Origin of the sequence: Bacillus sp. FSL H7-0578, assembly GCF_038630855.1 — a bacterium.
Taxonomy (GTDB): Bacteria; Bacillota; Bacilli; order Bacillales; family Bacillaceae; genus Bacillus; species Bacillus safensis.
The window spans coordinates 1,037,121-1,058,904 of the sequence record NZ_CP152045.1 but is presented as its reverse complement, the minus strand read 5'-3'; the positions used below and the strand labels follow the sequence as shown (position 1 = coordinate 1,058,904).

Below are 21,784 nucleotides of genomic sequence, written 5' to 3'. Positions count from 1 at the left end.
CCTCCAATTGATAAAGATTATCATTTTCATTTATTAGCCTAGAGGATGTGAGATAGGAAAGTCAATTGTATTCAAAAAGATGATTCAAAAAGCATATGAATGCAATATTCTCTTTTTAATGAGTATTTTCGAGTAATTTTTACAAACCTTACTGCCATAAGGAGATGGAACGCATGAGACGGTTTGATATTGAAAAAAATTACAAATCATTCTTCCTGGTTCTTTTGTTCTACTCAACTCAAAGCGCTTATTTTATGAAGAAATTTGGATGAAATGAAGGTAGAAAATTGAAGAAGTAACATCATTTTTTCTTGATATAAATGGCTTGGATGGTATAATTTCTCTGAAACATAAAGGGATGGAGGGGAATTTGATGATTTTTACAAAGCACGATCTTCACCATTACTTAACGCAGGATAAGAAAGCATTAGCGATCACGCGCAGAAGACCAAAGTGGTTTGGGGACGATATATGGAAATATCAAAGGTATTTGCGAAAATATGAATACTATTCTAATAGCGGCGCTCTACTGCGCAAATGGTTTTATCGCTATTTACATAAAAAGAAAGGCATGCAGCTTGGCTTTGATATTCCGGTTGGCGTCTTTGGCCCCGGCCTTAGAATCAATCATAGTGGTCTCTTAATTGTGAATAAGCACGCAAAAATTGGGGCATTTTGTGATATTCATCAAGGGGTGAATATTGGCCAAAACCATTCCGAAAAGGATGTACCAACCATTGGAGATCACGTATGGATTGGCCCCGGTGCTAAGCTGTTTGGAGACATTTACATTGCAAATCATATTTCAATCGGAGCAAATGCCGTGGTGAATCGTTCCTTTCATGAAGAGCAGATCGTCATTGCTGGTGTACCGGCTCAAAAGGTAAAAGAAAAAGGCCCTTCTTCATGAAGGCGCCTGATAAAAAAGAATAACACCGATCAAAACAGAGATGAGCAGCATGAGATAAAACAAGATGGTTAAAATCAAGATCGTCCAGCCCAGCCCCTTCCTCTCTGTCTTGATCAAATAAATACCGAGTACGATGGTGCTAAATAGCACGCCTAAAACAGCCCACAGCCATTTGTCTTTGTTATGTTTTGGCGCATCAAACCATAAATAGATGGCAACAGCAAGTGAAACGAATAGACCCGTTAATCTCAAGATTAAACTCCCCCTTATGTATACGCGCTCTCTATGATGCGTTTGAGTATCCGAAGATCAGCAACAGGAAGTAAAAGACAAAGACTAGTATAACAATAGAATAGATGATGATGGACACGATCAGAACTGTCCAGCCCAATCCTTTTCTTCCTGTTTTGATGAGGTATATCCCAAATGCAAAGAGCCCGAATAAAAGACCTAAAATAGACCATAACCATTTATTTTTCCCATGTTTTGGTGCATCTATCAATAGATAGATTGCGACTAAAATAGAAACAAACCATCCAGTTATCCAGCCCACATTCATCTGCCACCCTTCTTCTTCAGTTTATTCCATTATATGATTCTTTTTTCCTAAAAAATAATGATTCAGAGGATATTGCGCGGGAGGCTTCGCCATTCTTCTCTCAACATTCCGTAGCGCATTGAATCATAATAAACCCCTTGATAATAACGGACCTTTCTCAGTCTCCCCTCAAGGACAAATCCGCATTTCTCTGCGCACCGCATCATCCGTTCATTCCCTGACCAAGTTGTTAAACCAATTCGAGGAATATCAATATGCGTAAATAACACATCAATCCATAGATTTAATGCCTTTGTCCCAATACCCCCGCTCCAAAAACGTGAGTCATAAATGATAATACCGCATTCAAGCCACCGTGTACGTTCATTCTCCCAATAATATGATACGGTGCCTTTGATATCACCATCTATTTCAATGCCATATAACTTTTGGGGAATGGATTCTTCCTGTAAGTACCGTTTCTTAAATGCAGCAAGCGGGATTTCGTGTTCATAAAAATAAGGGGCATTCCATTTTCGATAGGACTGGTCTGATGCTTTAAATTTTAAATGCCACACCGTCTCTAAGTCCGTTTCGGTTAATGGACGTATGTTCACAAGCTCTTCCTTTTCTTTTTTCATCTGTTCACCTTCCTTTACTTTGTTGTTCTTTTTGCTAAATGACGGTATTCAATCGGCGTCATGCCTTCATTTTGCCGAAACAGCTTAGAAAAATAAGTAGGGTCGTCAATACCTACATGATCTGCAATGGCAGCGATTTTTTCATTCGTTGAGGCCAGCATACTTTTGGCTTTTTCGATTTTGAGACGATGGCTGTACTGGTTTGGCGTCAATCCATACACCGTCTGCATACATCTTGTCATGTAATCAGGATGATAGTGCAGTTTCTCTGCAAGCTGCTCCATGTGTAATTTCTCCATAAAGTGATGCTCAAGATAATGAACCACTTCTGATGCGACAGTCTCCTTTGCACTTGGAATATGGAATGCTTCCTTTTGCAGGTGAATGAGCATTTCCTCAAATAATAGCTGTTTTTTCAGCGGAAGTTCAGATGCATCATGATTTAGTGCTCTCATCGCTGAAAGGTGTTTTTTTAACACACTTCGCCCTTTCACTTTTCCTAAACGGGGCAGACTAAATTCATAGGTTGCCGGCTTTTCGAAGGTCGCTTGATTTTGTTTCATATCAATCCAGTGTTCTCTCGGCCGGTTCGTCAGCTCAAATCGGTCAATTGAGAAATGCAGCCACTCATAGTGGGTTTCCTCTTCACACGGCAGATGTCCACCATGAGACAGGCCCGGTGAGAGAATCATATATTCACCTTCTTTTACATGAAAAGCCTCCTCGCCATCTGTCATCCATAGTTCACCTTTTGTGATATAGAGAAGATCAAATACAGTGAAGGTTCTTGAGATATGTCTTTCTCCTTGATGAAATCCCCCTTTACCTGAAGCAATATAAATAGGAAACGGCGGTACAGTAAATGTAATAAATCGATCCATATTCATCCCCTTATGAAGTCGGATTTCTCCAATAAGTTTCGGTTTCATCTCTTCTTATTATAGTCGATGCACGGTACACTATAAATCGGATTTATACGAAAGGAGGCTATGTGATGAAATCTCAAACCCTGTCATATGAAAAGGTTCAAGCCAAAGATGAGAAAACACACCCTTCATTATTTGCATTAACTTGGCCTATTTTTATCGAAATCTCTTTATATATGCTCATGGGTAGCGCTGATACACTTATGCTCAGCCAATACTCCGATAACAGTGTGGCCGCAGTAGGTGTAAGCAACCAGCTCCTGAATTTATTAATTGTCATGTTCAGCTTCATTACAACAGGAACGACCATTGTGATTGCGCAGCTTTTAGGAGCTGACCGCAAGAAGGAAGCGACTCAAGTCGCCTATGTCTCACTAGGAACCAACTTCTTGATCAGCTTTGTCATTAGTCTCCTCATGTTTGTGTTAGCTGTTCCAATCCTGCACATGATGGGCTTATCAAGTGAACTCATGCCGGATGCGGTGGTCTTTTTACAAATTGTCGGCCTGCTTTCTTTTATTCAAGCACTCATTATGACGTATAGTGCTATTTTAAAAAGCTACGGATATACAAGAGACACGATGTATGTCACCATCGGAATGAATTTGCTAAACGTTGCCGGCAATTATTTGGTCATTTTTGGTCCGTTTGGCTTTCCTGTATTAGGTGTCATGGGTGTTGCCTTTTCAACCTCGCTGGCTCGTTTGATCGGATTGATGGCGATGATCCTCATTGTCCGCCGCCGAATTGGATTGCGCTTTTCACTGAAGAGTATGTTTCACATCCAGCGGACGCATTTAAAAAAGCTGCTGAAAATTGGCATTCCTTCTGCTGGAGAGCAGCTTTCTTATAACGGCTCTCAAATGATTATTACACTGTTTATTACATTTATGGGAACGCAGGCTTTAGCCGCAAAGGTCTACACTCAAAATTTGATGATGTTTATTATGTTGTTTGGTGCAGCGATTAGCCAAGGGACACAGATTTTAATCGGGCGCCATATTGGAGCGAAAGAATTTGATGCTGCCTACCGCAGATGTATGAAAAGCTTATACTGGGCCATTGGGATCTCTCTTCTTTCTTCCACTGCTTTATCTTTATCATCGACGCATTTGCTTACCTTTTTCACTAGCAATCGTGAAATCATTGAAATCGCCGCCGCACTTCTCCTATTGACGATCATTTTAGAGCCGGGACGCTCTTTTAATATGGTCATTATTAATTCATTGCGGGCTGCTGGTGACGCGAAGTTTCCAGTGTATATGGCGATGATTTCAATGTGGGGAATTGGGCTTCCGATCGCTTATTTGTTAGGCATTCAGTTTGAAATGGGGCTCATCGGGGTTTGGATTTCTTTTATTGTGGATGAATGGGTAAGAGGTATCTTCATGTATAGGCGCTGGCGTTCCAGAGTATGGACGGAGTATCGTTTTTCTTCCACATAAAAAGGACTGCGGTGCAGTCCTTTTTTACGTAATATCTTCTAAAATAAGTGCTTTTTCCTGTTTTGAAATAAATGCTCGCTCTGTAAAGACGCGGTATTCGTTTTCTCTTGTTTTATCTAAAATGGCTTTATAAAAGTAGGCTGCTGCTTTCACCGGTATTCGTGAATAGAGCGGGAATTCATGAAGATGGTCAAAAAACTCCTCGTAGTATGCCTCTGCCTCAAAGGCAATGTACTCCCAGACGTGCTGGAAGGCTTGATTCACAATCCCTTCCTGCAATTCTTGCTCTGTGTACCCGAATTGATCCATCACTTGCTTTGGCAAATAAATGCGGTCTCTTTCAGCCTGATCTTCGCCGATATCTCGAAGGATGTTGGTTAGCTGCATAGCAATCCCTAACGAAATGGCTGCTTCTTTTAGCTGCTCTTTTTTACGCGGTGCAATAATGGGAAGGAGCATAAGCCCAACTGTACTAGCAACATGATAGGAATAGATGAGCAGTTCATCCAACGTTTCGTATCGCTGCTGCTCTAAATCCATCTCCTGTCCTTGGAGCAGGTCACGGAACGGGGCTTCATCCATCCGAAACTCTTGAAATGTATGCTCTAGCGCCACCCATATTGGATCATTCCGGTCTACCTCACCTTGTAAAAATCGATCAAACGAAACCCGAAAGGATGCAAGGTCCTCTTTTGGCGAAGGGGATTCATCTACAATGTCATCTGCTCTACGGCAAAAGGAATATACCGCCCAGACGGCCTGTCTTTTCTTTTTAGGCAGCATGGAAAAGGCCCGGTAAAACGTTTTTGAATGGGTTTGAATGGTTTCCTCACACACTTTTAATGCTGTTTGTACATCAACCACTTAGCTTCACTTCCTTTCTATCATTCAAATCTTTTAGTAGTACAGAAGCCATAAGCTTCGCACTTTGCATCACGATCGGCACCCCGCCGCCCGGATGGATGGAAGCACCTGCCGCATAAAGATTATCTGTCTCACTGACCTTCACTTGCGGGCGGAAGACACCTGATTGAAACAAATTAGGCGCAAGTCCAAAGCTGCCGCCTTCAAACAATCCTTCTCGCAAGGAATCATTTGGTGTTCTGACCTTTTTCCAGACAATCGACTCTCGCAATCTCGGAAAGCCTCTTTTCTCAAGGACATCCACCATCTTCTCGACAAACTCTGTCTCCTCTTCCCAGTTGATATGATCTCCTGAAGGAACGGGAACGAGCATGTATAGAACACTGCAACCTTCTGGGGCAAGAGATGGATCAATGATCGATGGATTAAATGTATAAAACGACGGGTCTTGAGGAATCGTTTTCGTTTGAAAAACTTCTTTCATATGCTGATCAAAGTGTTCTCCCATAAAAAATTGATGAACAGGTGCTTCATGATACATCTTGTTTAACCCGAGATACACCATCACACAGCCAGAGGACGGCACGTATTTCCGGCGATCTTGTTCGTCTAAACCAAGCTGTTTTAACGCAGCTGGATAATCTCCATTGATCACAAATGCATCAGCGGTTTCATATTCATCATTTACTTTAGCTTTGACTGCCCGTTTCCCCTCAAACACCAATTGCGTGACTTCTTCATTTTTTCTTACATGCACACCCATTTTGATGAGCTGCCCTTCCAATATATCTACTAAACTCGCATAGCCGCCTTTTAAATAGTAGATTCCATGCGCGTGCTCACTATAGGACACAAGCGAATAAATAGCCGATGCTTCATACGGGTTTCCCCCAACATAGAGGGTTTGAAGTGCGTATGCATCTCGCAGGCGTTCGTCTGAGAAATATTTTTTCAGAGCACTTTGTACCGTTCGATACGCCTTTAATTTCATTAAAATCTTCATATTCGCTTTTGTAAAAAATGTACGTTTTTCGTGAAATGATTTTTCTAGAAAGGCTTGCTGCCCTTCTTGAAACCGGTCTGTCATTTCTTCCATAAACCTCAGGAACCCTTGATCTTCCTTTGGAAATACACGTCTGATTTCATCTAGCTGACGAAGTGCATCAGAGTATTTCGTATAGGAGGTTCCATCTTGATATTGAATTGTGTACAGCGGATCAAGCTGCAGCAGATCAAGAGATGAATCGTCAATTCCTACCTCATGTAAAATGCCTTTTAACATGTCAGGAAGTAGGACAATGGTCGGACCTTCATCTACTTTATATCCTTTCTCACGTACAAAAGCAAGTCTCCCGCCAAGCCGTTCATTTTTTTCGACAAGGGTGACATCATGTCCCGCTTTTTTTAAATAAAGCGCTGAGATCATTCCGCCAATACCGCCGCCTGCAATTAATATATGTTTTTTCATGAGGCGCTCCCCTTTTCTTGATGCGGCATTGTTTTGTGTGAATGTTTCTCTTTTTTAAGAATGGCATTTGTCGTGATACGTGCTGATTCTAAAATGGTTGGCAGTCCGCTTCCTGGATGTGTTCCTCCTCCAACGAGCCAGCAGTGCTTTAATTCATCAAATTCATTGTGCGGCCTTAGGACCATCATCTGCGTCAGCTGGTGGCCGAGGTTAAATGTAGCTCCTTCATATACGTAAAGGTCTTCCTCCCATTGCTTCGGTGTGATCATCCGCTCGACTTCTATATGCTGTCTCACATTCTGAAAGCCTGTTTTCCGCTCCAATGTATCCAGCACAAGCTCTCTAAATTCATCTTGATGCGCCTCCCAATCAATACCGCTTTGGTTATTGGCAACTGGAGCCAGCACATAAAGAGCTGATTTTCCTTTTGGAGCAAGTGAGTCATCGGTTACACTTGCATTTTGAATATAAATAGACGGGTCATCTGGCAGCTCATATGTCTTCGTAATGCCTTTGACAAATCTAGCATAATCATCGGAAAAAACGATGGTATGATGCGGCTCATCATATATGGTATCCAGTCCTAAATAAAGCATAAAGGTAGAGCAAGAGAATTTTTTCTTTTTTAATTTCTTCTCGCTGTATTTCTTTAAGAGTCCTGGCTCGACAAGCTTTGTCATCACATGTGCAAAGTCTCCATTGACGACAACCTCATCTGCTTGTATTTCTTCCCCAGATTCTAAACGAATGCCTTTTACTTTCCTTCCCTCCGTGAGCAGCTTTTCAACGCCAGCTGACAGATGAATCTCTGCTCCAGCTTCAAGCGCGGCCTTTGCCATCGATTCTGACAGCTGATTGACACCGCCCTTCGGATGAAATACACCTGTGTCATGTTCCATAAACGAAAGGATCGAGAACGCACCAGGGCATTCCCACGGGGACATTCCTAAGTACTTTGATTGAAATGTAAAAGCATATTTCACTGATTCATTCGAAAAATAGTCTGACAGCACATCATACAAACTTTTATTTAGTGAAAGCTGTGGAAGTGCTTTGATCACCTTCAGGCGAAGGTAATGATGAAAGCGGTCCATTTTACTTTGTAGAATTGGTGTCAAACGATCCATTTTGCGCTTTGTATCCTTCATAAATCTTAGATACCCTTCGCCCTCACCAGGTGCAAAGGCTTCTAATCGTTTGTACATTTCATCGCGATCCCGAATCATATCGAGCTGATTGTCTTGAAATATTAATCTATACATCTCTTTTAATTCAATCACATCAATATAGTCATAAAGATTTTTACCAGCAAAGGTGAACAGCTCCTCTGCAATATAAATCATGCTGAGAAAGGTAGGACCTGTATCAAACGTGAAATCACCAAGTTGAAACTTAGCGTTACGCCCGCCAACAAAGGGCTGTTTTTCGTATACATGAACATCATGTCCTTTGCTTTGAAGCATCATAGCTGCTGCAAGGCCCCCTGGTCCCGCTCCGATCACAATGATTTTCATTATCCTTTTTCCTCCAAATTAATTCACTTTAAGTTAATTATACAAATTAGAAAGATTAGATCAACTTTTGATGTGCTCAAAAAGTCTCATGTTATGTATCAAAAAAGCCGGCTTCCTTTCAACAAGTGCAAGAAAGCCGACCCCTTATTACGCTTCTATATCAATTCGATACGTTTCAAACCAATGATGAATCTGTGCAAGATGGGCAATCAACTGCGGGCCCTTCATGAGCTGGCCATACCATGGCACATGAAAAGATGCTCCTTCCGTTTCAATCAGCTGCTTTAATTGATGTGGGTCTAAAAATTCGTGAAGTACAGAGTCTTTTTGCGCGAGGCAGTCTGTTAACATCTCTTTCACAGCCTGAGTATAGGCTGGATGATGTGTTTTCGGATAAGGACTCTTCTTTCGATAAAGCACTTCATTCGGTAAAATTCCCTCTAATGCTTTTCGTAAAACCCCTTTTTCACGATTTCCATGCATTTTCATTTCCCAAGGAATATTCCACACATATTCGACAAGACGATGATCTGCAAATGGCACACGTACCTCAAGACTAGCTCCCATACTCATTCGATCTTTTCGATCAAGCAGTGTTGTCATAAACCAGATCATATTTAAGTAAAAAAGTTCTCTACGGGCTTTATCAACGCCAGTTTCTCCATCTAAAAGAGGCGTTTCTGCCACCGTTTCTTCATATTTGCTTTGCGCGTATTCCTTAAGTGACAGCTTTTTTTGCCACGAGTCTTGCAGGAGCTGAGTTCTCGCTTCAGTCGATCTCATCCAAGGAAAACCATTCGTTTCATTTTCCATATGGAACCAAGGGTAGCCGCCAAAGATTTCATCAGCACATTCACCTGACAAGCCAACAACGAAGTCCTTTTTAATTTCTCGGCAAAACCAAAGCAAGGAAGAATCAATATCTGCCATACCCGGTAAGTCTCGAACCTCAACGGCTTCCTTCAAATAGGAAGCGAGCTCTTTTTGTCCAATGATACAGCTGTGATGATTCGTTTGAAACGCTTTTGTCATTTGATCAATCCATGGGCCGTCAGCATTCGGCTGGAATTGATTTGCCTCAAAGAATTGATCGTTTCCTTCGTAGTCAATGGAATACGTATGAAGCGGTGCTTCCCTTATTTTCTCAAAGTGCTTAGCGGCAATGGCAGTAATGGCACTAGAATCGACGCCACCAGATAAAAATGTACATACAGGCACATCAGAGACGAGCTGTCTTGTCACGGCATCTGTAAAGAGATGCTTAATGTGCTGTGCGGTGTCATCAAGTGAGTCGGTATGCTCCTTGCTTTTGACATTCCAATATCTCCACACGCGCAGTCCGTCTTTTGAAAAGGTCAAGGCATGTGCAGGTCTCAGCTCTTTTATCCCTTTAAACACTCCTTGACCTGGTGTTCTTGACGGTCCTAAGCCAAAGATCTCCGACAGCCCTTCATAATCGACTTTTGCTTTGATATCAGGGTGAGCAAGAAGTGCTTTGATCTCTGAACCAAATAAGAAGGAATGATGACGTTCTGTATAGAAAAATGGCTTGACGCCTAGCCGGTCTCTCCCTGCAAATAACAATTCACGCTCACTATCCCAGATCACAAATGCAAAAATGCCATTAAAATGGGAGACACACTCTTCCTTCCATTCTGTATAGGCATGAAGAAGAACTTCTGTATCAGAATGCCCAAGAAAGCGGTGCCCCCTTTTTAATAATTCTTTTCTTATATCCTCCGTGTTATAGAGCTCTCCATTGTATACAATCGTATAAGCATGGTTTTGATGTGTATATGTCATCGGCTGCTTTCCGCCTTCTACATCTACCACCGCTAACCTTTTATGCCCGAAAAGAACGTGCTCACTTTTCCACGTATTTGTATCATCTGGCCCTCTTTTAGATAATGTATCTGTCATTTGATTGATTACATGATCCTGTTGGATGAGCTGCTTTTTAAAGTCTGCCCAGCCTGTAATTCCACACATCATCATCAGCTCCCATCCGTTTTTCCTCAAGTGTTCTCATTCAGCCTTTCTTAGTTTATGCATCGTTTCCTTGATAGTTGATTTGTCCTTTTTTCCCGGCGTATAGGACAAGCTTGATTTGGTAAGAAAAGAAAGAAGAAAGGAGCTTTTGCAAATGGAAAATCGAATGAAGCAGCTTGAACGCTGCAGCCGAAGATGGTGTAACGGGTATTTGCTCATTGAAAACGGGCATTGTCTGATTGAAGATGAAGAAGGAGAGATCATGCTGCCAGAAAGTCTTCAAAGCACAATGATCTGTTTGAAGGAAAATGACCAATGGACAAAAGGGGAATTGCTCGGTTCTATGATTCTTCATGAAAACGGGCAGCTAATAGAAGTACAGGGAGGAGAAAACATTCAATATACGGCGTCCCTTGCCAAAGGATGGCTTGATCTTCTCATGTTCGTACCGGAAAACGTTTTTGATCACATCCTTGACCAGATAGAGCAGCTTGGTTTTTCCGTCTATGATTGTGTTTTCTCTTCCTTTCATTCAATGCAGCGCGTCTCTTTCTTTCAGTTTTCGACAGATACGCAATCACTTGCACTTCAATGTCACTATGAGCCTGCAGCCAGCCACATTCATTTTGAATGGACCACTTCAGACGGACAACGGATCGTTTCACAATTTGATGCCACATAAAAAGGACACTGCTTCGTATAAGCAATGCCCTTTTTATATTAAAAGATATGGAAACCGATCGGCAGACGTAAACCGAGAAGAATGGTCACAATCGCAAATACGATAAACCCAATCAACACACCAGTCACCGATTTTCCTTTTTTCTTGCGCACTAGGACCATTTCCATGAAACCGATCACGAGGATACCGAGAATCATTTTTCCAATATACTCGCCCCCGAAACCTGGAATTTTCATTCCTGTGCGAACATACAATTCTACGCCTGTTGCGATAATGATCAAGTAGAATAAGCGAACGATCATGTGCACAATTTTAGCGCCTTTGTCGTTTTTACCTGCAAGAGCAAAGGCTACGAAGAATAAAATAATCCCCAGCACCCATGCTGTGATATGTAAATGTGTTCCCATTTGTGATTTCCCCCTTTATCAGAACAAGTACCTTCTCATCGTACCACGAAATAAGTCGAACACAAAGCGACAATCCTGTGTCATCACGCGCTTTATTTGACGTGATTTGTCAGCGTTCCAATCGGTTCAATTGTGATGTCAATTCGATCTCCAGAAGCTAAAAACTTAGGCGGTTCAAAGCCCTTCCCTACCCCAGAAGGTGTACCTGTTGCAATGATGTCACCCGCTTCTAATGTCATCCCTTTTGAAAGAGTGGAGACAATGTCTTCAATTGTGAAGATCATTAATTCCGTACTGGCAGACTGACGAACCTCTCCGTTTACCTTTGTTTCCACATGGAGCGCACCATGGTCCTCGATCATTGACTTATGAACGATATAAGGTCCTATCGGACAGGTAGCATCTAAGCTCTTGCCAATGAAAAATTGTTTATGTTTTTTCTGCAAATCTCTTGCCGTCACATCATTTAAAATGGTGTAACCGAATATATAATCTTGGACCTCTTCAGGAGCAATGTTTTTCCCTGATTTGCCCATCACAATGGCAAGCTCTCCTTCATAATCCAGTTCACTGGTCACACCTTCATGAAGAAGAATGTCCGCTTCGTGTCCAATGACAGAAGTAGGTGCCTTTGTAAAAATCATCACGTCTTTAGGAATATCCGCCGCACTTCCCATCTCCATGACATGGTCTTGATAATTCTTTCCGACACACATGATGTTTTTAGACGGCTTTGGAATCGGCGCATGGAGTTTCACGTCCGAAAGCGGATATACATAAGAACCGCGGTCTTCTTCTTTTTTCTCAGCCCAATCAAGAAGCTGTCCTACATGTTCAACAAACTTGTCCCCCATTTTGATACACTCAGATAAAGAGTTTGGCAGTGTCTCAAGCTCAAATAATTTGGCTTCTGCCTTTTTGACGTCCATCACCCATTCATCATCAATGACTACCCCAATAAACATGCTGCTATGTATCTCACCTGTAAAAAACTTCATGTCTTCCCCTCACAATCTTCATTTCGCTAAGTTATGATGTCTCATTTTATTTCTCTACGAAATAAAAAAAACCCTTTTTTATCATACTCTCTTTTAAAAAGGGTTTCAAAAATGATGATTGAATGCTTAGCGGAAACGGCGGTACTCCCACATGTTCCCTTGATCCCATTTACGCTCAACATTTATTCTATTTCTGGAACGATGCGACTTCTTTCCACATCTTCGGCAAGAGCGGCTGCGTTTATGGTGATGAGAACGTTTAGATCGATGGCTGCGGCGCGACTTTCGGCTCTTCTTATTGTGGGATCTGTGCTTGCTGCGATGTGACTTGCGGCAGCTCTTCTTATGATGAGATCTGCATTTGCTGCGGCGCGACTTGCGGCAGCTCTTCTTATGGTGCGATCTGCATTTGCTGCGGTGTGACTTGCGGCAGCTCTTCTTATGATGAGATCTGCATTTGCTGCGATGTGACTTTTTCGGTTCGCTCTTTTTGCTTCTGTAAGATTTTTTGCTTTTATATGACTTTTTACTCTTCATGCTTTTCTTCGAACGATAGCTTTTCTTAGAGCGATAACTTTTCTTTGAACGATAGCTTCTGTAGCTTTTTTTACTGCGGCGTGATTTACGGCGTCCACCACCGCCAAAGAACCAATGACCGCGACTTGAATGACGAGAACGAGCTGACTTATGCGAACGTCTCGATTCTGGTTCACGATCTAAGTGATGATCACGTCCCTCACTTCGAAGTGAAGCTACTGCATGTTCAATGTGTGAATGATCAAATGTACTCACGAACAATTCCCCTCCCAGTCTATCTTCGACAAAACAAACAGACAAAGCTGTTTATCTTCTCTGCTTTATGTTACGAGACTCGGTAGACAAGTGTTCGTGACGAATGCCTCTTTCCTTGAAAACTCCATGAATACCTACCAGCCGGTACAGGACATTCCTTCACTTTCATATCGTAAAGAAGAGCATATAGGAGGCTGATGAACATATGAACACAGAACCTTTAAAACAACTTGATATGTGGATTCATCCAAAGGACCTGATTGAATTAAAAAAAGACATTTGGAACGATGAACCTGTTGAAGCTATTCTAAAAAACGGCCAAACCAAATCACATATTTATGCTTCATACCGCGGATCGCACATTAGAAAGCTTAAGAAAAAGTCCTATCAAATTGAATACCGAAAGCCAAAACAAAGACAAGGCGAATCCATCTTTCATTTAAATGCAGAGTACAATGATCCGTCGTTTATCCGAAACAGGCTGTCCTTTTATTTCTTTGAGCAGATGGGGGTGCACAGCCCAGCCGCTTCTCATGTGTTTCTCACCATAAATGGAAGAAAAGAAGGGATTTATTTGAAAATAGAATCTGTCGATGAGTTCTTTCTTCAAAAACGGCAGCTTTCAGGAGGCGGCATTTATTATGCGGTTGATGATGACGCGAACTTCTCCCTTTTGAGTTCTTTTGATAAAAAACCAAAAAAGCACCTTCTTCTCGGATATGAGAAAAAAACGGGGACTTCTCAACATGATCAGCGGCTGAGCGAATTTATTTACTTTCTCAACACAGCGAAAGATGACACTTTTGCAGAAAAAATTGAACAATACCTAGATGTGACACAGTATTTCCGCTGGCTCATCGGTGTGGTATGCACACAAAACTTTGATGGTTTTGTTCATAACTACGCTCTTTATGTAAATGAACAAGGGAGGTTTCAAGTACTTCCTTGGGATTATGATGCAACATGGGGTCGTGACATTCATGGAGAAGAAATGCCGTTTGATTATATCCCAGTAAACGGGTTTAATACATTAACTGCTAGATTACTAGATATCCCTTCGTTTAAAAGAGCCTATTACACACTTTTCCAGCATGTACTCGATACACATTTTGTAGAAGACCGGCTCTGCCCAATCATAGAGAAATGGCATGAATCGATTGAGGATCGAATTGGAGATGATCCATATACGAAAGGCCGAAAAGACATCTTGCAGTCTGAAAGAGACTTAATCCGGCAATATATCAACAAAAGACGACGTTATTTACAGACTGAGATCAAAAAAGAGATTTTTGGTACGTAAGAACACTTTCGAATTTTGTCACTTTATTACTCATATTGACGAAACAGCTTTTTTTATAGAAAAATAGGGTATACTAACCATATCCTTCTATTTGATAAAAAATGTGAGAGTTGGCGTCCGTTATGATCAATTATGAAATTGAACAAAAAAGATTACATTTAATTGAGACTGCAAAAAAATTCGGGATGAATGCCGAAGAAACGATCAGGTGCAGTCAAGAGCTTGACACACTCTTAAATAAAGGCATCAAATCCACCTCTAAAGATTGCTCAAAAAAAGGGTAAACCATACATCTAATTCCTCTCATCAAAAGCTTTCAAAAAGACAATCACACATTAAAAGACCCATCATAAGCTATGGTGAAACGCCCAAAACAAGTGCCCTAATTTTATAAAGGATGTGCACCGCTATGCCGGCTATTGTGGGAGCCTTTAAAGTAAATGCCGTCGGAACGAGCGGAGTCGTTCATGTTGGAGACTGCATCACTATTTCTCCAAATAGTCAGGTTAAAACGTTTGCTGGCGCAGGCAGTTTTAATACTGGTGATCAATTGCGAATTAGCAACTACAAAAGTGTGACAAATACGTACGACAGTGATGTCATTGATCAACCGCTTGTTGGTAACTTGTAAGGAGTGAGGATCCGTTGAACTTCTATATTAATCAAGCGATACAAATTAATTATTTACGTGTAGAGTCTGTAAGTAACTCCTCTGTTCTGCAAATTGGGAGTGCTGGATCCATCAAGGCCCTTTCCAACCTGTATAACACGGGAAGCTACGTAGAAGCAGCGCCTGCCGCAGCAGGTACACAAGGAATTGAAGAATCTCAAGGCGCAAGCACAGCACCTTTTGTACCGCTTCAGTCACCAACAACTTAAGTCATCTGCAATCCCCGGAGGTGTATGTAAATGTATGATTATCAGAGCAACGCTTCACAGGTATATGGCATCATTCAAAAACACTCGCAACAAATCATGATGCTTGAAAAAAGGCTTAACGAGCTTCAGCAGGAAATACAAATGATCAAAGATAAACCGACAACGAATATTGAACGGATTGATTATCAATTTGATCAACTGAAAATCGAACGGCTGGAAGGAACGCTGAATATCGGCCTCAATCCATCTGATCCAAACAGTGTTCAAAACTTTGAAGTGGGCCAAACAACAACCCCGGGAATTGGAATGATGCAGCAAGAAATGGCTGATCAATTTTTCAATCAAACACGGCAGCTTGTCGATGCATTTTTAAATGAAGAAGCTCCAGAACTTCTTGAAGAACTAGAACAGCGATATGAAGGGTCCCTCGATGAAAGCAACAAACTCCATATCATTGAGGATATTCGCAAGCAAATTGACAGCAGGATCAAATACTATGCGGGACAGCTGCCACACCGGGAAGAAATGACACCGCTGCAGCGTTCAGAGCAAATTGCTGAATATGTGAAGCATGATGTAAAGCGGGCGATTGAGCACTTTTTAGCCCATATTCCAAGTGAAACGAAAGGAGAGGAAAACGGATGAATTTCACAGTTGTCAACCGCAACATCGAGACCGGAAGCATTAAAGTAGTCGGGGTTTCGTCCTCTTCCCTGTTTATCATCGGGGACACAGACCATGTACAATTATCCTCGATTTTCGATACACCGCCAGAATCACTGATTATTGGCCCGTTTGTTCCTCTGGCACCTCGATAATGATCAAGCGCACATCTAAAGTGAAGTTCTCAAAGGTGAATTCTGTCGGGATTTCGAGTGTGGTTCAAATTGGTGATACACAAGAGCTGTGCCCGAAAGTCAAGGTATTAGCTGTTCAACGAACCATTAGTTTGTTTTATGGCTATGAAGCAGAAAATTTAGATGCGAAAGAATTTGAAGTGTATTATGAGCCCATTCCATTGATGCTGCCAGAACGATCAGTGAGAACGGCATTTTACCATGAAAAGCCTGTGATTAAAGTGTCTTCAATCCATGTAGAAGGGGTATCATCGTCCTCTGTCTATCAAATCGGCTCTACTTGTAGAATGAATGGCGTTGCGCGAGTGAAGCATATTAGAGAGCTGTTTAGCAATGATGAAAGTCCGCAAAACTCACAAATGGACCTACCTGCGCATATGATGTTGATATGACTTCGAATAAAGGATGTCGATTATGCCAGCAATTGTCGGACCCATTTACATTAACTCTATTTCTGGAGGCGTCGTAAACGTCGGTGACTCATTCTACCTGTCGCCTAAAAGTTCGTCAAAATCTGCTTTAGGCTCTGGAGCGGGGAATACCGGAGATTTCTTGATATTAAATAATGGCATTAGCGCCACCAACTATGTGGATCCTGACTTAAATGATCAGAATATGGTAGGCAATGCATAAAGCAGCTCCTCTACACCCATTTCAAATAGAGGAGCGCTTTTTTATGCTTATTTTTTTCTGCGCTGTCTCGATTTTTTCGTTTTGACCAGCTTGCTTGCCGGCTGTTTCCGAATCCATTTGATGTACGAAGCAAGCTTTTCATCCTGCCTCAGCGCATCAATTGTATTCAAACGTGCGGCAAGCTCCTGGTTTGTAAAGAGGGCATGTACTTGTTTATGACAAGGGATGCATAGGAAGGCAGTCGGTAAAAAAGCCCCGCCCTCTTCTCTTGGCGTTAAGTGATGTTCTGTGAGCAGGACATCTTGTCTTCCGCACATCTCACATAATCCAATTGTTTGCTTTGCCACCGTGTCATCACCTCAATATTTACATTAATTCCATTGAGACTGTTGTCCCTTTCCCGCTTGGATCTGCTGGATGGACAATCAGTTTTTTCGGCAGCCGCATTTTCAATTCTTCCACATGGCTGATGACACCAACAGCTAAGTTTTGAGACTGTAATTTCTCTAATGCGGTAATCACTGTATCGAGCAAGTCTTGATCAAGGGTACCAAAGCCTTCATCAAGGAAAAAGAATTGCAGCGGGAACTCACCTCTCAGCTGAATCTGCGCTGAAAGAGCTAGTGCAAGCGCAAGCGACGTCAGGAAGGTTTCCCCGCCGGACAAGCTGGACACTGGACGTCTGACACCGCCATTCGCATCATCACGCATGACAAAGCCGCCTTCTGAATCAACTTCAATCGCATACCTTTGTCTTGTCAAAATACCAAGACGGGCAGATGCATCACGACTGACACTTTCCAGCTGTTCTTCTGCTAAGAACTCAACAAATGTATTTCCTTTAAACACGGTTTGCAGCTTATCGAGCCGATCAATTTCTTGCTGCAGCTCCGCCAAGCGTTCATGAATACTTGCAAATCGCTGGTGATTCTCTTCCATTACACGCAGATGTTCATATGCAGAGCCGCTCATCACTGTTGCTTCTTCCAATGCCTTCTCTGCCGCTTCTTTCCTCAGTTGAATATCAGTCCACTGCTTTTCATCTAGTGACTCATCTTTCAGCAGCTCAGAAATTCGCTTTAAGTTTGCGGCACATTGCTTTCTTTTATCCTCAAATTCGTCAATTTCCTGTTTAACCGAGTGACGTACTGCCTGATTCATAAAAGCAGATTCAATCTCTTGAGGCTTATCAAAAGGAGAAGACTCCGATTCTTTAGCCCATGCTGCACTTGCTTCTTGTTTTCTCCGGTCAGCCTCTTGAAGCTGACGCTCACAGCTTGAAAAATGACTTTGTGCTTCACTAAAGAGCTCCTGTGCGTGCTGTAATTGCTTGTACGATTGCTGTTCCATTTCATTGAGACGAGCAAGCGTGTGTTCAACTTCGATTAGTTCATCAGAAATAGAGACAGCTTTCAATGGATATCTCCCTAAATCTGTTTCATATTGATAAATGAGCTGCTGCTGGCTTTCTAGCTGATGCGCTAGTTTATCAAGTTCCTTCTCTACATCATATATGGCTGTTTGCAGCTGTTCTTTTGCCTGCTGTTTTTCTTCCAAAAATGAAATACTTTTCTCAATACGCTCTTTATAGCCTTCCGCTTGCTGGTCCTTTTCGTCGATCTGCTTTTGCATCTCTTGTACTTGGTGCAATGTAAAGTGCGGGAAGGTCTGTTCAAATTGAGACGTTTGCTCTGAAAGCTCAGATTGAAGCTCCTTGATCAGCCCGTCTAATTCTTCGATACGCTGCTGATCAAATGTCATTTGATCTTTCGTCTTGCTTATCTCTGCTGCTTGATCGTATGTTTCATCCATTAAACGAGCTCGTTTACGTTCAACTTCTTGAATATCTTGTTTCAAGCCTTTCCATTCTTGCATGAGATACTGCAAGGACTCCGGCTTTTGCACTGCTTCTACTGCTGCTGCAACTTCCGCACCTGGAGCTTTCTGAGATAAAAAGGCAAACTGCTTTACTAATTGATTGGCGTGCGTTTCCAATAACTGCTTGGCGGCATACATGTCTCTTGTATATTCCTCTGCCTGCTTGAGCTCTGTGTCCATCCGTTGAATCACTTCATCGATTTGTGCCACTGTTTCTTCATGGTCATTGTTTTCCAATGCCTTTGGGTCATGATGAATCGATCCACAAACAGGACATGGCTCACCATCTACGAGCTCTGCCGCTAATTCTTTTCTTAATTCTGCAGCCCTAACAGCATCACGCTGTTTTAATTTTGTGAGCTTCTGACTTTGTTCTCTTTTACTCCATTCTGTAAAAGCCCGTTCGAATTCACATACATAGAAATAGAGCTGTTCAATCGCTTGAAACGATTGGTCTATTTTTTCATGATGGTCTTTTTGCTGTTTTTGAAGCTTTTCATATGCTGCTGCGGTCTGTGTTGATCGCTTTTTGAGCTTCTCCATCTTTTGTTCTTCCTTGTGTATGCTTTGGTGTATTCTTTGAACATTTTCGCTTAAACGCAAAGCATCCTGTACACTTTTTCGTTCTTTTACAGAGACTTGTAATTGCTCCAGCTCACGCTTCAGCTGTGTTTGTTTTGCCAGTGCACGTTCTAACAAAGATTGGAGATTGTCTGCTTCTTCTTTTTTTTGTAATAATTGCTGCGCTGTATCGTTTTTTCGCTGTTCGATTGCCGTCTTTTCCTGAAGAGCCGCCTCTTTTTTCCGTTCAATTTCCTTTAGCTGAAGCAGCTGCTCTTTCTTTTGAAGAAGTTCTGGCTCAGTTTCTATTTTCTTTTGCCTTGCTTGCTCATAGTTCTGTGTCATTTGATCATAGATCGTTCGTTGATGCAGTAGCTGATTTTCTGCTTCCTGCTTCTCTTTTAATGCTTGAGAAAGCTGATTTTCAGCCTTTGTTAATGCATCCGCATAAGGCTTTAATGCCTCTGCCTGCTCAGCAATATGAAGCTTGGCCTTTTTCTCTTCCATTGATGGTGCCAGTTGATTCAGATGGTTTAGTTCCGTCTCATAAGCTTCTCGTTCCTTTTGATACTGCCAAATTGTTTGCGCCTTTGTAAAAGCAGTGAACGCTTCATCCCGCGCTTGTTTTTTCTCATGAAAAATAGCCTTTGCCTGCTCAGCCGCTTCCTTTGCCTTTGCGAGCGCCTCTGGGCCAGCTTCTCCTAAGCCATTCAGCTCAGCAAGCAGTTCATTTTTTTGTCCATACTGATTCTGCGCTTTTGCGCGCAAACGTTTAACGAGCTGATCCCCATATTTTTCCAGGTTAAACAAACGCTGTAGCATTTGTCGTCTATCGGCTCCTTTTAGGGAAAGGAATTCTGCAAACTTCCCTTGAGGCAGGACAACCGCTCGCGTAAAATCATCAATGGTTAACCCGAGTAATTCTTCTATTTTACGATTGACCTCACTCGCTTTATCTGCAAGAACTGTCTGTGTATCCCCAATTTCAATCAGACGGCATAGTGTCGTTCTGACTTTCATTTCATCTGCCCGCTTGAAAGCACGTTCGACTTTATAAGAAATGTGGTGTTCCTTTTGTAAAGCGAACGTAAAGGAAACTGACAGCTTCTCTTCCGCTTGGTTCAAAATACCATGTGTATTATTTAACGCACGTTCCACTTTGCCATAAAGTGCCAGGGTCATGGCGTCTAATATGGACGACTTTCCGCTTCCTGTCGGTCCAAAAATGCCAAACACACCTGCATCACATAATGAGCTAAAGTCAATTGTTTGTTCTTCTCTGAAGCTATGAAGTCCTTTAATGGTTAGCGTAATCGGCTTCAAGTCGCTTCCTCCTCTTGCATTTCATTGGCGAGCTCCAAAAACAGCTTGACTGTTTTTTCATCAGGAAGACCGCCGCCTGTCTGGCGCTCATAAAATTTCACGAACCGCTCCTCGATTGAGAGCTTTTCGGCTTGCTTTTGTTCTTCCATTTGCTGAAGTTCTTTAAATTTCGGTCTAATATGGACAAACCCGCTATGCTGCTTTCGGAGCTGATGGATCTCTTCTATGGAGAGCTGATCTGTTAAATGAATCTCTAAATCAATCCATGCCTGAAGATCCCGTTTTTCATCCAGCCACTCGTGCACTTGACTCAGTCCCTCAGTTGCCTTCCATTTCACAAGTGGTTTTCCGCTTGATAACAACACTTCTTTCCAGCTTGCTTTTTCATTAGGTTTTGCCTCTACAATTGTGACTGATTTGGCATATCCTGATTCAGAAAAGCTGTAAGCAAGAGGTGACCCGGAATAGCGGGCAATCGTTTTGGCACGCTTGATGGTTTGCGGGCGGTGCAAATGACCAAGGGCCACATAGCAGGCTGCTTCTGGCAGGCTTTCTGCCGCAACGGTATATGCACCGCCTACTTCAATCGGTCTTTCTGAATCTGTTTGACTTCCTCCTGCCACATAAATATGGCTCGTTGCGATATTGACCGTATCGGCTTGAAATTGAGTGCTTAAATGTTGGAACGCTTGCTGTATTTTTAAATTGTAATGATCGCGAAGCAATTTCTCTTCAAATGTTTCAGCCAGCACCTCGTTTAGTCTCGCTTCAGACGGATAAGCGAGTGCTGCAATGGATAAACGTTCACTTGAAGAGGGAACATCGACGCGGATGATGTCATTTGTCGGATAACCAATTAAATGAATCCCCTGATCATTAGTTAAAGGAGATGCGGCAGATAGTCGATCCGGATTATCATGGTTGCCTGAGATGACCACGACCTGACGTTTTCCTTTATCAGATAAGGCGGATAGACTTTCATAAAAAAGCTGTTCTGCTCTAGCAGGCGGATTCACTGTATCAAAGGCGTCTCCAGCCATGACAATGACATCAATGTGTTCGTCTTTTACGATTTGATACAGCTCATCTAAAAACTGTGCTTGCTCATCAAGCCGGCTCCGGCCTTCAAGGGTTTTTCCTAAATGCCAATCTGCCGTATGCAGAATCCTCATGTGATTC

24 protein-coding genes are annotated in these 21,784 nt (G+C 42.2%); 11 read left to right on the top strand and 13 right to left on the bottom strand.

All coding sequences use genetic code 11. The features are described from left to right. Nucleotides 1-373: 373 nt before the first annotated feature. Nucleotides 374-910, top strand: a complete 537-nt coding sequence (locus MHB41_RS05310; protein WP_327828081.1) for a serine acetyltransferase — start codon at nucleotides 374-376, stop codon at nucleotides 908-910. On the opposite strand, the gene MHB41_RS05305 is transcribed toward MHB41_RS05310, so the two are convergent. The 4 genes from MHB41_RS05305 to MHB41_RS05290 form a co-directional block, all read right to left on the bottom strand. Next, entirely contained in the window at nucleotides 905-1,162 is a 258-nt protein-coding gene (locus MHB41_RS05305) for a hypothetical protein (protein WP_034282121.1), read from the bottom strand. The two genes, MHB41_RS05310 and MHB41_RS05305, sit on opposite strands and share 6 nt — an antisense overlap. A 31-nt stretch (nucleotides 1,163-1,193) precedes the next feature. Beyond that, nucleotides 1,194-1,469: a hypothetical protein gene (locus MHB41_RS05300; RefSeq protein ID WP_024425087.1), complete on the bottom strand. Its 276-nt coding sequence runs from the start codon at nucleotides 1,467-1,469 to the stop codon at nucleotides 1,194-1,196. 62 nt (nucleotides 1,470-1,531) lie between these two features. Then, complete coding sequence (locus MHB41_RS05295) at nucleotides 1,532-2,089, bottom strand: GNAT family protein (RefSeq protein ID WP_340899023.1); 558 nt, start codon at nucleotides 2,087-2,089, stop codon at nucleotides 1,532-1,534. Nucleotides 2,090-2,103: 14 nt separating this feature from the next. After that, complete coding sequence (locus tag MHB41_RS05290; protein ID WP_340899025.1) at nucleotides 2,104-2,970, bottom strand: AraC family transcriptional regulator; 867 nt, start codon at nucleotides 2,968-2,970, stop codon at nucleotides 2,104-2,106. A gap of 113 nt (nucleotides 2,971-3,083) precedes the next feature. On the opposite strand from MHB41_RS05290, the gene MHB41_RS05285 reads away from it, so the two are divergent. After that, nucleotides 3,084-4,460 carry an MATE family efflux transporter gene (locus MHB41_RS05285; RefSeq protein WP_340899027.1) on the top strand — a complete coding sequence of 459 codons (1,377 nt, stop codon included), beginning with the start codon at nucleotides 3,084-3,086 and terminating at the stop codon, nucleotides 4,458-4,460. A gap of 24 nt (nucleotides 4,461-4,484) precedes the next feature. Here MHB41_RS05285 and MHB41_RS05280 read toward each other — a convergent pair whose 3' ends face one another. The 4 genes from MHB41_RS05280 to asnB form a co-directional block, all read right to left on the bottom strand. Further along, nucleotides 4,485-5,324, bottom strand: a complete 840-nt coding sequence (locus MHB41_RS05280) for a phytoene/squalene synthase family protein (RefSeq protein WP_046310493.1) — start codon at nucleotides 5,322-5,324, stop codon at nucleotides 4,485-4,487. Next, entirely contained in the window at nucleotides 5,317-6,792 is a 1,476-nt protein-coding gene (crtI, locus tag MHB41_RS05275; RefSeq protein ID WP_034282128.1) for a phytoene desaturase family protein, read from the bottom strand. The genes MHB41_RS05280 and crtI (MHB41_RS05275) overlap by 8 nt, the downstream gene beginning before the upstream one ends. After that, on the bottom strand, nucleotides 6,789-8,306 hold the full coding sequence (gene crtI / locus MHB41_RS05270) for a phytoene desaturase family protein (RefSeq protein WP_340899030.1): 1,518 nt from the start codon (nucleotides 8,304-8,306) through the stop codon (nucleotides 6,789-6,791). The genes crtI (MHB41_RS05275) and crtI (MHB41_RS05270) overlap by 4 nt, the downstream gene beginning before the upstream one ends. Nucleotides 8,307-8,453: 147 nt before the next feature. Beyond that, the gene (gene asnB, locus MHB41_RS05265) at nucleotides 8,454-10,295 is read right to left on the bottom strand and encodes an asparagine synthase (glutamine-hydrolyzing) (protein ID WP_340899032.1); all 1,842 of its coding nucleotides are present in this window, start codon (nucleotides 10,293-10,295) and stop codon (nucleotides 8,454-8,456) included. Nucleotides 10,296-10,449: 154 nt separating this feature from the next. Here asnB and MHB41_RS05260 point away from each other — a divergent pair, with 154 nt between their 5' ends. After that, nucleotides 10,450-10,977, top strand: a complete 528-nt coding sequence (locus tag MHB41_RS05260; protein WP_340899033.1) for a DUF2777 family protein — start codon at nucleotides 10,450-10,452, stop codon at nucleotides 10,975-10,977. Nucleotides 10,978-11,015: 38 nt separating this feature from the next. Here the strand turns inward: MHB41_RS05260 and MHB41_RS05255 are convergent, their stop codons facing one another. Together MHB41_RS05255 and MHB41_RS05250 are read right to left on the bottom strand one after the other, a co-directional pair. Beyond that, on the bottom strand, nucleotides 11,016-11,384 hold the full coding sequence (locus tag MHB41_RS05255) for a YisL family protein (protein ID WP_034282135.1): 369 nt from the start codon (nucleotides 11,382-11,384) through the stop codon (nucleotides 11,016-11,018). Nucleotides 11,385-11,476: 92 nt separating this feature from the next. After that, nucleotides 11,477-12,382: a fumarylacetoacetate hydrolase family protein gene (locus MHB41_RS05250; RefSeq protein WP_070325686.1), complete on the bottom strand. Its 906-nt coding sequence runs from the start codon at nucleotides 12,380-12,382 to the stop codon at nucleotides 11,477-11,479. A gap of 997 nt (nucleotides 12,383-13,379) precedes the next feature. Here MHB41_RS05250 and MHB41_RS05245 point away from each other — a divergent pair. From MHB41_RS05245 to MHB41_RS05210, 8 genes are all read left to right on the top strand, one after another. Beyond that, complete coding sequence (locus MHB41_RS05245) at nucleotides 13,380-14,474, top strand: CotH kinase family protein (protein WP_340899038.1); 1,095 nt, start codon at nucleotides 13,380-13,382, stop codon at nucleotides 14,472-14,474. Between the two features lie 122 nt (nucleotides 14,475-14,596). Then, complete coding sequence (locus MHB41_RS05240) at nucleotides 14,597-14,758, top strand: aspartyl-phosphate phosphatase Spo0E family protein (protein ID WP_029707539.1); 162 nt, start codon at nucleotides 14,597-14,599, stop codon at nucleotides 14,756-14,758. 125 nt (nucleotides 14,759-14,883) lie between these two features. Then, the gene (locus tag MHB41_RS05235) at nucleotides 14,884-15,105 is read left to right on the top strand and encodes a spore germination protein (RefSeq protein WP_003211745.1); all 222 of its coding nucleotides are present in this window, start codon (nucleotides 14,884-14,886) and stop codon (nucleotides 15,103-15,105) included. Between the two features lie 14 nt (nucleotides 15,106-15,119). Continuing rightward, nucleotides 15,120-15,353 carry a spore germination protein GerPB gene (locus tag MHB41_RS05230; RefSeq protein ID WP_003210877.1) on the top strand — a complete coding sequence of 78 codons (234 nt, stop codon included), beginning with the start codon at nucleotides 15,120-15,122 and terminating at the stop codon, nucleotides 15,351-15,353. A gap of 30 nt (nucleotides 15,354-15,383) precedes the next feature. Continuing rightward, nucleotides 15,384-15,998: a spore germination protein GerPC gene (gerPC, locus tag MHB41_RS05225; RefSeq protein WP_340899040.1), complete on the top strand. Its 615-nt coding sequence runs from the start codon at nucleotides 15,384-15,386 to the stop codon at nucleotides 15,996-15,998. Continuing rightward, complete coding sequence (locus MHB41_RS05220) at nucleotides 15,995-16,171, top strand: germination protein GerPD (protein ID WP_003210893.1); 177 nt, start codon at nucleotides 15,995-15,997, stop codon at nucleotides 16,169-16,171. Before gerPC ends, MHB41_RS05220 begins: the two co-directional genes overlap by 4 nt. Further along, entirely contained in the window at nucleotides 16,171-16,602 is a 432-nt protein-coding gene (locus MHB41_RS05215) for a spore germination protein GerPE (RefSeq protein WP_070325683.1), read from the top strand. The genes MHB41_RS05220 and MHB41_RS05215 overlap by 1 nt, the downstream gene beginning before the upstream one ends. 22 nt (nucleotides 16,603-16,624) lie before the next feature. Continuing rightward, nucleotides 16,625-16,843, top strand: coding sequence for a spore germination protein (locus MHB41_RS05210; RefSeq protein ID WP_003211468.1), 219 nt, complete (start codon nucleotides 16,625-16,627; stop codon nucleotides 16,841-16,843). 47 nt (nucleotides 16,844-16,890) lie between these two features. On the opposite strand, the gene MHB41_RS05205 is transcribed toward MHB41_RS05210, so the two are convergent. From MHB41_RS05205 to sbcD, 3 genes are read right to left on the bottom strand one after another with little or no spacing between them, the layout of a single operon-like run. After that, nucleotides 16,891-17,190, bottom strand: a complete 300-nt coding sequence (locus MHB41_RS05205; protein ID WP_034282144.1) for a hypothetical protein — start codon at nucleotides 17,188-17,190, stop codon at nucleotides 16,891-16,893. 19 nt (nucleotides 17,191-17,209) lie between these two features. Continuing rightward, the gene (locus tag MHB41_RS05200) at nucleotides 17,210-20,605 is read right to left on the bottom strand and encodes an SMC family ATPase (RefSeq protein ID WP_340899041.1); all 3,396 of its coding nucleotides are present in this window, start codon (nucleotides 20,603-20,605) and stop codon (nucleotides 17,210-17,212) included. After that, complete coding sequence (gene sbcD / locus MHB41_RS05195) at nucleotides 20,602-21,777, bottom strand: exonuclease subunit SbcD (RefSeq protein ID WP_070325681.1); 1,176 nt, start codon at nucleotides 21,775-21,777, stop codon at nucleotides 20,602-20,604. Before sbcD ends, MHB41_RS05200 begins: the two co-directional genes overlap by 4 nt. Nucleotides 21,778-21,784: the final 7 nt, after the last annotated feature.